General features: G+C 64.3%; 10 protein-coding genes. 4 read left to right on the forward strand and 6 right to left on the reverse strand.

Going from position 1 to position 11,429, the window contains the following annotated elements; translation table 11 throughout:
• Positions 1–22: 22 nt before the first annotated feature.
• The 5 genes from MUG98_RS13035 to MUG98_RS13055 all read right to left on the reverse strand — a co-directional run bounded on the left by MUG98_RS13035 (position 23) and on the right by MUG98_RS13055 (position 3,709).
• Complete coding sequence (locus MUG98_RS13035; protein WP_265107881.1) at positions 23–424, reverse strand: universal stress protein; 402 nt, start codon at positions 422–424, stop codon at positions 23–25.
• 124 nt (positions 425–548) lie between these two features.
• Positions 549–1,130 (reverse strand): hypothetical protein, encoded by a 582-nt coding sequence (locus tag MUG98_RS13040; protein ID WP_265107882.1) that lies wholly within the window; start codon positions 1,128–1,130, stop codon positions 549–551.
• Between the two features lie 90 nt (positions 1,131–1,220).
• Positions 1,221–2,396: a thiolase family protein gene (locus tag MUG98_RS13045; RefSeq protein WP_265107883.1), complete on the reverse strand. Its 1,176-nt coding sequence runs from the start codon at positions 2,394–2,396 to the stop codon at positions 1,221–1,223.
• An 83-nt stretch (positions 2,397–2,479) separates the two neighbouring features.
• Positions 2,480–3,199 (reverse strand): alpha/beta hydrolase family protein, encoded by a 720-nt coding sequence (locus tag MUG98_RS13050; protein ID WP_265107884.1) that lies wholly within the window; start codon positions 3,197–3,199, stop codon positions 2,480–2,482.
• Positions 3,200–3,403: 204 nt separating this feature from the next.
• On the reverse strand, positions 3,404–3,709 hold the full coding sequence (locus MUG98_RS13055; RefSeq protein ID WP_265107885.1) for a hypothetical protein: 306 nt from the start codon (positions 3,707–3,709) through the stop codon (positions 3,404–3,406).
• 159 nt (positions 3,710–3,868) lie between these two features.
• On the opposite strand from MUG98_RS13055, the gene MUG98_RS13060 reads away from it, so the two are divergent.
• A complete protein-coding gene (locus MUG98_RS13060; RefSeq protein WP_265107886.1) occupies positions 3,869–6,457 on the forward strand; it encodes a heavy metal translocating P-type ATPase in 2,589 nt (862 codons plus the stop codon).
• Between the two features lie 538 nt (positions 6,458–6,995).
• On the opposite strand, the gene MUG98_RS13065 is transcribed toward MUG98_RS13060, so the two are convergent.
• Entirely contained in the window at positions 6,996–7,826 is an 831-nt protein-coding gene (locus MUG98_RS13065) for a hypothetical protein (RefSeq protein WP_265107887.1), read from the reverse strand.
• A gap of 626 nt (positions 7,827–8,452) precedes the next feature.
• On the opposite strand from MUG98_RS13065, the gene MUG98_RS13070 reads away from it, so the two are divergent.
• The 3 genes from MUG98_RS13070 to MUG98_RS13080 all read left to right on the forward strand — a co-directional run bounded on the left by MUG98_RS13070 (position 8,453) and on the right by MUG98_RS13080 (position 11,405).
• Positions 8,453–9,709 (forward strand): multicopper oxidase domain-containing protein, encoded by a 1,257-nt coding sequence (locus tag MUG98_RS13070; protein WP_265107888.1) that lies wholly within the window; start codon positions 8,453–8,455, stop codon positions 9,707–9,709.
• Entirely contained in the window at positions 9,710–10,960 is a 1,251-nt protein-coding gene (locus tag MUG98_RS13075) for a ZIP family metal transporter (RefSeq protein ID WP_265107889.1), read from the forward strand.
• A gap of 139 nt (positions 10,961–11,099) precedes the next feature.
• Positions 11,100–11,405 (forward strand): plastocyanin/azurin family copper-binding protein, encoded by a 306-nt coding sequence (locus MUG98_RS13080; RefSeq protein ID WP_265107890.1) that lies wholly within the window; start codon positions 11,100–11,102, stop codon positions 11,403–11,405.
• The last annotated feature ends 24 nt before the right edge of the window (positions 11,406–11,429 follow it).

Here is an 11,429-nt window from a genome sequence, read left to right on the forward strand (position 1 = left end):
AGGACGGACCGGTAGGGGCCAGCTACTCGACGACGAGGACCGGGATCGACGCTTCGGTCGCGACCTGATCGGAGACGCTCTTTCGCAGGAAGCGTTCGAGACCGCGATTGCGACCCATGACGATCAGATCCGCTCCCGTCTCGTCCGCGTGGTCGAGGATCGCCTGGTGTCGCAGTCCGTGGGTCACCGTCGTTCGGACGTCGTCGACGCCCGCCTCGCGCGCGCGGGCGGCTACGTACTCGACGGCCTCCTCGCCGATCGGTTCGAGATCCTCGAAGTCGATCCCCGGCGCGATTTCCGCGGAGTTGATGACGTAGAGCGCGTGCAGCGTCGCCCCGTGGACGGTCGCGAGTTCGACCGCCTCGTCGATCGCCCGCTCCGTGTTGTCCCGCCCGTCGGTCGGAACCAGAATGTCGTCGTACATCGGGGTGCCTGTTCGACGACGCGCGTGAAAAGTCCTGAGACCCGACTGAGTCCCGAGTTGGGTCACCCGGGACTGCGACGGGCATCGGGACCGGACACGGCTCGATCGACGGCCTACGCCGTGTCTACTCCGGAAACGGCCCCTCCAGTTCGACCTCGTCTCCGGCGACGTCCCGGACCGATGCGACGCACGACTCGACGTCCGGATTGGCGACCGAGACGTCGCCGCCGCCGGGCACCACGGGTGTCCCTGCCCGGTACGCGTCGACGCCCGAGACGATCGGGCCGTAGGCAAAGTCGCCGAACTCCGCCGGCGCGACGATGGTGCGCTCACCGTCGACGCCGCCGACCGGTTCGGCGATCGTTCCGACCAGTCCCTCCGCGTCCCACCAGAACAGCGAGAGAACGACGTCGTCGAACTCGCCGCCGACCCGAACGGTTTCACAGTCGACGAATTCGATCGGCGATCCCCCCGTGTCGTGCTGGTCGTCGGTTGCAGGTCCGGATCCGTCGGTGGTCGGGGTACCGTCGATCGCCGGAGTGCCGTCCGTGGGCCCATCGTGGTCGGCCACGATGTCGGTATCGTCGTCACCTCCCGATGCGTCCGTGAGCGCAACTCCCGGCCGGATCGTCCGCCACTCGGGGACGCTCGGACTCCCGGCCATCAGTGACGGCGGACGGAGCCGTCGTCGATCGAATCCCGGCATAGTTCCGGATTGACCGACGTCCCGTATCAATCATTGTTCAGCTATCGACGACGGTCATCGACGACGGAACGATAGCGGTGCGGTCGTCCGTTACAGGCGTTCGACGATCGTCGCGACCGCCTGTCCGAACCCGATGCACATCGTACAGAGCCCGTACCTGTCGCCGCGGCGATCGAGTTCGTGGATCAGCTTCGTCAGCAGCGCCGAACCGGTCGCGCCCAGCGGGTGACCGTGGGCGATCGCGCCGCCGTTGACGTTCGTCCGATCCCAGGGTGCGCCCGTCTCCGCCAGCCACGCGAGCACGACGGATGCGAACGCCTCGTTGATCTCGAACAGGTCGATGTCGTCGATCGTCATGTCGGCTTTCTCGAGGACGTTCTCCGTCGCCGGAATGGGGCCGGTGAGCATCATCACCGGATCGACGCCCACGACCTCCGTCTGGACGATGCGTGCCATCGGTTCCCAGCCGCGTTCGTCGGCGGCGTCCGCGCTGGCGACGAGGACCGCGCTCGAGCCGTCGACGATCCCCGAGGAGTTCCCCGCGTGGTGGACGCCCTCACCTTCGGGCCGGAACGCGAGGGGTAACTCGGCGAGCGTCTCCGCCGTCGTCTCCGGCGTCGGGTGGCCGTCCTTCTCGACCGTGATCGACTCGCCGTCGAGCGTCGTCGCCACGGGAACGAGCTGTGAGTCGTACCGGCCAGCCTCCCAGGCGTCGGCCCACCGCTGCTGAGAGTCCACCGCGACGCCGTCGACGTCGTCCCGGGTCAGGTCCCACTGCTCGGCGATCCGTTCGGCCGACTCCCCCTGACCGATCGCCTCGTCGTAGTAGTCGAAGTAGGTCTCGGTGAGCGCCTGGCGATCGATCACGCCGGACTCGGCGTCGCCGTCCGATCCCATCGGGACCCGGGTCATGTGCTCGACGCCACCGGCGACGATGACGTCCTGGAACCCGGCCCGGATCTCGCTGGCCGCCCAGTTGACCGCCTGCTGACCGGAGCCGCACATGCGGTTGAGCTGGACACCCGGCACCTCGTCGCCCCAGCCGGCCACGAGCGGCGCGAGTCGACCGACGTTCAGGCCCTGCTCGCCGATCGGCGTCACGCAGCCGTAGACGACGTCGTCGACGATGCTCGGGTCGAATCCGTTGCGCTCCTCGAGTGCCCGGAGCGGTTCGGCAGCCAGATCCTGCGGGTGCGTGTCCCGGAAGACGCCACCGCGGTCGCCGAACGGCGTCCGCACTGCGTCGACGAGTACTGCGTCATCCATAGCTGAAACAGGACTGGCTCACGATATCAAAGTACGGGATCGGTCCCCGGGCGGGTCGATTCCCGGGACGCGATCGCCGGCGTTCAGACCCGGTCGAGCGTCGCGAGCCAGTCGAACAGCCGATCCAGGACGCGCTCGTCGGCGTCGTCGGTGAAAATGTGGCCCTCCCCGGCGAACGCCTCGAGCACCACGTCGGTCTCGAGCGCGCTGGCGGCCTCGAAACTGTGTTCGATCGGGACCGACTCGTCCGCGCGCCCGTGAAAGATCGCGACGGGGACGTCACCGACGCGGTCGACGACTTCGTCGAACGGACGGGCCGCCAGATCGTCGACGAACCGCCGATCGATCGCTCTGTCGTCGTCGAACCGACAGGTCCCCTCGCGACGGACGACCGATTCGTACTCGTCGAACGCGGCGTTCGCCGTGACCGGCGCACGGGTCGCGATCGCCGCCGGGTCGACGCGTTCGCGGGCCGTTGCGTGGAATGCGACCTTGCCGCCGAAACTCGAGCCGAAGAGAACGAGCGAGTCGGGGTCGAAGTGATCGACGACCGCGGCGAGGTCGTCGAGTTTCGCACTGAGCGGCTGCTCGGCGAAGACGCCGTCCGATTCGCCACACCCCCTGAAGTCGAACCGGACGGCGTTGAACCCTTCGTCGACCGCTCGGAGGCAGCGCCGCTCGTAGCTCCCGGACTTGTCACTCAGGAAGCCGTGACAGAACACGAGCCAGCGGTTCGAGGGAGCACCGTGATGGACGGCAGCGACCGATTCGTCGGTGACCGCGATGCGGTGACGCTCGGGCATACCGTGGATTAGCCCGGTGCAGTACCATAGTCGTGGGGACCGCGGGCCGGCAGTGGCACCCGATCGCGGTCGAGGGGGGCGAGAAGAGTGGGCGGGGGTGGTACTCGACCGGGCGCCACGGTAGCGCGCCCGACTGAACGGCTGTTCGACGACAGCCGATGCGAGCGCTTCCGACACCGGGCCCGACCGAACGGTCCGTCCGAGTCAGTCCTCGACGTAAATTTCGGGGTCTACGACGGTGTCGGTGGGGAGTCCGCCGTGGTTGACGATCGTCACGTCGGTCACGTCACCGGAGAACCGGAAGCGCTGCGTGTCGACGTCGACCGCCCCCTCGGCGCTCGTGCCGGAGACGATCGTCGCTTCTTCGGACGCGACGGCGTCTACCATTTCGATCGCGCCGTCGACCGTGATTTCGAAGCTGGCTGGTGTTCCCTGTCCGTCGACCGTGATGACGTTCGGGAGGGCTGTTTCGTCGTCTGAACTGCGTTGGTCCGTGTCGTGACCTTCCATACCGGCCAACTCCGGCAGTTGGGCATAAGCTTTACCCTCTGATTATCACTAGTAATTAGCGAATGTGTCTCTGGCCAAAACGAATCGCCCGGAAACGCCGGCGCGAGCGTCGCGGGTAGATATCTACGCTTATTGTACTGGGCAGCGAACTCGCGGAGCGTGGAATCGGATCACACGGGCGACGATCGATGCTCGCTGTGTGGGTCACCGGTCGGTCCGGCAACCGAGGACCGGGGGACTGCGTTCTGTTCGACCGGCTGTCGAGATATTCACCGGACACTCGAGGCGGACGAGTCGAGCAGTAGTGACGACACTGCGCCGGCGGAATCGCCCTCCCGTGCGAGGGCGGCGGGCGATCGATCGGATCCCACGCACGAACGAGGCGAGGACCGTGACGGGGAGAGGACCGAGCGAACGTTCTTCCGGATCGACGGGATGCACACCGCCTCGTGCGAGTCGTTCCTGGAAGCGGTCGCCGAGGGCATAGACGGTGTGACGAACGCGGCAGCGAGCTACGTGACGGAGTCGATCCGGGTCGATCACGACCCCGATCGCGTCTCGAAGACGGACCTCCGGGACGCGCTGAGTACGGTCGGCTACAACGCCTACCGCCGCGACGAGGCGACGGCCGGGGGCGACGGCGACGACGAATCGACCGGGACGACCCGGCGCGATCGCGAGATGACCGGGATGCGGAAACGGCGCAGCGAAGACCTGTTCGAACTGCGGTACGTCGTCGGCGTCGTGTTCGGTTCGTTCCTGCTGGTGCCGTACGTCACGATCTTCTACCCCGTCTACCTCTCGGCCTTTACCGACTGGTGGATGCTCCAGCTCTACGAGGACGCGTTCGGGACTCTCGACGGCCCCCTCCTGTTGCCGCTGTTCGCCGGATTGACGGGCGCAATCCTCTATCTGACCGGGAAGCCGCTGTTGCGCGGCGCGTACGTGAGCCTGAAACTCCGCCGGCCCAACACCCGGCTGCTCGCCGCGCTCACGATCGTCAGCGCGTTCGTGTACGGGACGGCGGCGTTACTGCTCGGGCGAAACGACGTCTACTTCGACCTCACGATCCTCGTCGCCGCGCTGGTGATGGGCGCCACGTTCTACGAAACGGCGGTCAAACGACGCGCGATGAACCGGCTCACGGACCTCACGGTGTCACAGGTCGACGACGCGCGACGGCTCGAGAGCGACGGCGCGACGACGTCGGTCGCCGTCGGCGACCTCGAGTCCGGTGACCGCGTGCTCGTCCGCGAGGGTGAGCGGATCCCGGTCGACGGCGTCCTCGCCGAGGGATCGTGTACCGTCGACGAGGCGATCGTCACCGGCGACTCGCTGCCCGTGACCAAACGCGCCGGCGACGAGGTCGTCGGTGGATCGATCGTGCGGGAAGACGCCGCCGTCGTTGCCGTCGGCGATCGAACGACGAGCAGCATCGATCGACTCATCGAGACCGTCTGGAACGTCCAGAGCGCAGATCACGGGGGCGAACGCGACGGGGATGCGCTCGCCGTGGTCGCGCTCCCGATCGTTCTCGTCGCCGTCGCGATCGTCGGTCTCGCCGGACTCCTCCGCGGCGCGACGGCGACGACGACGCTGCTTCCTATGTTACTGACCGTGATCGTCGTGTGTCCGTGGGCACTCGATCTCGCGACGCGGATTTCCGTCGGCCAGCACCTCCAGGCGGCGCTGGATAACGGTATCGTCGTCTTCGACGAGAGCATTTTCGAGCGGATCCGGAACGTCGATACGGTCGTCTTCGACAAGACCGGGACCCTGACGACTGGCGAAATGACGGTGCTCGAGGCCCAGGGGCCGACCGACCTGTTACGAGCGGCCGGGGCCCTGGAACAGCGGAGTTTACACCCGGTCGCGACGGCGATCGAGTCGGCGTTCGTCGGCGACGACAGTGCCAGTCCCGCCGACGGGAGCGTGAGTGACGGTGACGGCAGTGGCGGACCCGATCGCCCCCGGACCGACGGCGGGCAGGCCGATCACGAACGCGCCCACGAGATCACGGAGTTCCGGAGCCACGAGACCGGCGTCGAGGGGGTCGTCGACGGCGATCGACTCCTCGTCGGACACCCCGACCTCCTCGCCGATCGGGGGTGGTCGATCGACCGAACGATCGCCGATCGGGTCGCCAGCGCACGCGACTCCGGGCGGATTCCCGTCGTCGTCGGGCGCAACGGGTCGGCCGACGGCGTGATCGTCGTCGGTGACGAACCGCGAGCCGAGTGGACGGAGACGGTGACGACGCTCCACGATCGCGGCGTCGAAACCGTCGTGCTCACCGGCGACGATCGGGCGGCCACCGACGTCTTCCGCGACCATCCACACGTCGACCACGTCTTCGCGAGCGTGCCGCCGGATGGCAAGACGGCTGCGATCCGGCGGCTGTGCTCCGGCGGTCGCGTCGCGATGATCGGCGACGGGACGAACGACGCCCCCGCACTCGCCGCGGCCGACCTCGGACTCAGCCTCGGCAGTGGAACCGCGCTCGCCGCCGACGCGGCCGACGTCGCGATCGTCGACGACGACCTCGCGGCCGTCGATCGGGTGTTCAGGCTGGCGACGGCCGCACGGCGGCGACTCAGGCAGAACCTCGGACTGGCGCTGGGCTACAACGCGGTCGTGCTCCCGGTCGCGCTGGCGGGCCTCCTGAACCCGCTGGTCACGGCCGCTGCAGCCGTCGCCTGTACGCTTCTCGTCGTGGCGAACGGGTCACGTCCGTTGCTCCGGTCGTAGTCCGATCGATCGTGGTGCTGGAGGTCCCTGCCGAGTGCGAGAGACAAACGCTGAGCGCGAAGTGGGCTCGATCGACGGAATCAGTCGTCGCGTGCGAGCGAGAGCGATACGAACGCCGCGTTGTGTTCGTCGACGAGGTTCTGGAGCCGATTCGTATTTGCGGCGGCGAACGTCACGGGAGCCTCGTCCGTGATCGATCGCGGCGTCTCGACGATCCCCCACCGACTGCTGTGAGGGCGCAGTCGCGGCGGATCGCGGCGTCGAGTGTCGTATGCTCATCGATGGATCGGTCGTTACCCACCCTTCCGCCCGGAATATAATAAACGTTCATTAAAGTATGTCGGCACGGACCACGGTCGCGGACGCCCCGCCGGAGGATCGATCGGCGAGACGGAGTTCCTCTGACCCTTTCAATTCCCACCCGATGATAGCGAACCGACACTCCGATCGACACACTATCCCCGCGAGAAACTCACTCTACAGGCCTTGAGCCGGGTCCGGAATTACCGCTCAGCGGAGATGATCAGATACCGTCGATCTAGAACAGTCCGGTGATGAACCCGCTCCCCATAATAACGAGGACGGCAGCGGAGAACGCGGGGAGGTACGGCGTGTACCGCTCGACGCGCTCCTCGTAGTGCTGATAGCCCGCGATCAGGAGCATCGTCAGACCGACGATACCGGCGATGACGGTGATGGCGTACGCGCTCATCAGTTCGACGCAGTAATTCGACCCGGCACAGAGGGCGATGATCTCGAACTCCTCCTCGTGTGCGAATCCGAGGACGAATGCAAACCAGGCGATCCCGAGGAGGCCACGATCGGCGGCGTCGTCGAGACTATCGTGTGAGTGAGAGTGCCCACCGACGAACGGAATAGCCCCTTTCAGTCGGGACAACAATCCGCTGCCATCGTGCCCGTGTGAATGACCGTGATCGTGTGGGTGACCGTGGTGGTGGTCGACGTTGTGTTCGTGGTGATGATCGGCGCTGTGGTCGTGATCATCCTCGTGACTCCCGTGAGAGTGGCCGTGGAAGTACTCGCGGATGCCGAGGACGATGAGCAAGACGCCGGCCACGAGACTGACCGGCCCACCGATCTGGATACCACCGAGTATCGTAATCGGCTCGTTGACCTGCGTGAGGTTGAAATACGCTTTCGCGTAGAAGAATACCCCCACCATCACGAGACTACTAACGAGGTGTCCGACGCCGATGATGAAACTCGCCGCGAATCCATACACCCACTTGTTCGTCCGGTCGAGCGCATACGACGCGGCGACTGGCCATCCGTGACCCGGTTCGATACCGTGAACGGCACCGAGGGCGACTGCACCGAGAAGAAGCCCGAAGGCTTCGTTGTGTACCATCTACGTATCGGGTATCCGATGACAGTATAAATAACGGTTGTTAATACCGAAACGGGGAAATCATCATACAGGAGGCATCTCGCGAAGAGATGACGATCCACTGGATGTGCGAACGAGTTTCCCATCCTCGCCGAGTTCGTCGAAGAGTGTGACCTGTCGTCGCGATAGTGCGCTGTGATGTACCTCCGAGAATTGGCTGTCGTAGAGACGACCGGACTCGAATGGTTATTCCTGGTTCGATGGCGGAGTCGGGAAACGAGGGATTTGATACTGGCGGTACCAGTATTTAGATAGATCTAACACCGGTGCGCATTCTGGATCGGACTTCACAAAGAGGTTGCACAGCCGGGGTACGCCCACTCTCTCGACGAGAACATGGACTGATCGTTCATACTCACCACGTTTGCTTCCAGAGTAGTTCGAGATCGATATCCCGAGGCGATTCAAAGCCCGTTGAACTGCACACGTTCGTTACAGGATCGGATTCCTGATCGCCGCTCAGAAGATTTTCGACTCGTTCGAAATCTCGACTAGGCTCAATCAAAATTTAGATGCGTCAAATCTAAGTGTGCGGCAGCTCAACTAGCGAATGTGACAGGCAGAACAATCAGGTCGTAGCTCAGAAAATGCCATCGATAAATTACGATAGTGCAACAGAGGTCACAGAACTCCTCGAAGAGCGGCTTGTCAAGTCACTCGGTAGTGATACGAGCGTCAACCGCCGGACGGTGCTCGGCGGTCTCGGTGTCGCCGGGAGTGCAGCGTTAGGGGTTGGAAGCGCTCAGACGGGTGCCGACCCCGGGCACGATGACGACGAACACGGCACCTTCGGTGCCGTCGACGAATACCGTGATACGGACTTCGACCCCCACCAGTTCCTGACGACGTTCAATACCGGAGCGAGCGGTCAAGAGTCCGTCCCGCAGCGAATCTACGAAGAGAATGGGAGGACCGTTCGGGAATTCGAGTTCACCGCAGTCGACACGACAATAACGATCGCGCCGGGCATCGAGTTCGAAGCGTGGGCGTTCAACGGACAGGTTCCGGGACCGACGATCCGCGCCGTCGAGGGTGATCTCATTCGAGTCAAATTCGAAAACTTCGGGCGCCACGCACACACGATCCACCCTCACCTGAAGAATCTCAACCCGGAAATGGACGGAATTCCACAGAACGGGCCCGGAGTACTCGATACGGATGAATCGTTCACCTACGAGTGGATCGCACAACCCGCCGGGACGCACTTCTATCACTGCCACTCGCTCCCGCTGAAGGAACACCTGCATCGCGGGCTCTACGGCACGATCATCGTCGACCCCGACCCCGAACGCGTCAGGGAAAATCCCCGCGACTACGTCAACTACCACGGACCGATCGACCAGGAGTTCCGCGAGCGACTCGTCGAGGAGGCGAAGAGCCGGAATCACCAGTACGCCGAGAACGACGCCGTCAACGAGATGGTAATGGTCATGAACTCGTTCGACACGAACTTCGACGGCGAGAACGAGGTGTACGCCGCGAACACGCGCGCCTTTGCGTACGGTGTCGGCGAAACTGACGCCGAAGGCAACTGGAAGGCGGGCCAGACGAAACGCCCCATACGGATCGATAAGAACGAACGACAGCGGGTGTACCTCACGAACGCGACGGAGTTCGATTTCATCAATTCGTTCCACACCCACTCGCAGTTCTTCGATTACTACGACCACGGAACGACGCTGCTGCCGACGAGCAAAACCGTCGACACGATCATGCAGACCCAGGCCCAGCGCGGTATTATCGAACTGGATTATTCCGACCACCAGCCCGGGCTGTACATGTTCCACGCTCATCAGTCGGAGTTCGCCGAACTCGGCTGGATGAGCTTCTTCGAGGTGGTCTAGATGGCTGACAAGACACCAGACACGACGACGGACGGTGGCGTGACGGCTGACAAAGAGGTCGCACAGCCACTCGGACTCCCGCGGTGGGTCTCCGCGTTGCTCCCTGTCGTGTTGCTCGTGCTCGTTCTGGGGGTGTTCGCGTTCACGTCCCCGCTCGCCGACGTTCAGAGTGGCGAACCGCTTCCGGACGTGACGGTCACTCACGCCACGATGCCGAGCGACGAGACGGTCGTCCTTCACGTGACAAATAACGGCCCGGAGGAGGTCACGATCTCGCAGGTTCTCGTCGACGAAGCCTACTGGAACTTCCAGGTCGAAGGAGCCGATGGTGACCGGACGCTCGAACCCCGAGAAAACGCTCGCGTCATCGTCCCGTATCACTGGAACCCGGGATGGGACCTGGGCGTCGATCTCGTGCTCTCGGACGGCACGACGATCGGCCACGAGATCGAAGCGCCGCAGCAGTCACCCGGCTTCAGCACTGATGTCCTGTGGACGTTGGCGCTCATTGGACTGTTCGTCGGGGTGATTCCGGTCGCACTCGGGATGCTGTGGTTCCCATTCCTCCGAACGATGAGCGATCGTGCATTGCACGCCGTCCTCTTGTTTGCCGCCGGTGTGCTCGGCTTTCTCGCGTTCGATGCCGGGTTCGAGGCGTTCGAACTCGCCGAGCGAATCCCGGGCGCTTACGACGGTGAACTGCTGATCGTCTTCGGCACGATCGGTGCGCTGTTGCTCGTGCAGGCGATCAGCGCGTGGCGTGAGGGACGTGCTGCTGGTGGTGACAGCCGAGCGAGCAGCGGGCTCTGGACCGCGTATCTCGTGGCCCTGGGGATCGGCTTGCACAATCTCGCTGAGGGACTGGCGATCGGAAGTTCGTTCGCACTCGGGCGGGTGTCCCTCGGCGCGTTCCTCGTCATCGGGTTCATGCTCCACAACGTGACCGAAGGTCCGGCGGTCGTCGCACCGGTGGCTCGGGATGAGCGCCCCGCATGGTGGCACTTCGCCGCGCTTGGCCTCCTCGCCGGCGCACCTGTCATCCTCGGCGGGTGGATCGGGAGTCTCGCCTACTCGCCGACGATCGGTGCGTTCTTCCTCGCGATCGGCGTCGGCGCGATCCTCCAGGTCGACTGGGAGATCGCCAGGATGGTTCGCGCCGCGGGCGGTCGAGTGGGAAGCGCCGCGAATCTGCTGGCCTTCCTGGTCGGCTTCGGCGTTATGTACGCGACCGATCTCTTCGTGGCTCTCTAATACGGGCCGCTCTTCCCCATCCATGCCATCCCGTTTCTGTGATCGGCGGACGATCTTACGCCTCGGCGGCGCGGCACTTTCGCCGATCGGAATCGCCGGGTGTTTGAACAGACAGTCAGCAACCACTCAGATCGTTCTGATGACTGATGGCTTCGGGTTCGATCCGAAAACTACGACGATCGAATCCGGACGGACCGTGACGTGGACGAACACGAGCGACGTCGATCACACGGTCACCGCCTACGAAGATACGATTCCGGAGGGCGCCGCGTACTTCGCGAGCGGCGGCTTCGAATCTGAACGCGCCGGGCGAACTCACCTGACCGAGGGTCTCGTTGCTCCGGGTGGCGAGTACGAGCACACGTTCGAAGAGTCTGGAACGTACGAATACTACTGCATTCCCCACGAAAGTTCCGGGATGGTCGGGGCAGTTCAGGTCGAATAGTCCAGAGACCGGTTTCTCCGAAAC

Origin of the sequence: Halosolutus halophilus (assembly GCF_022869805.1) — an archaeon.
Lineage (GTDB): Archaea > Halobacteriota > Halobacteria > Halobacteriales > Natrialbaceae > Halosolutus > Halosolutus halophilus.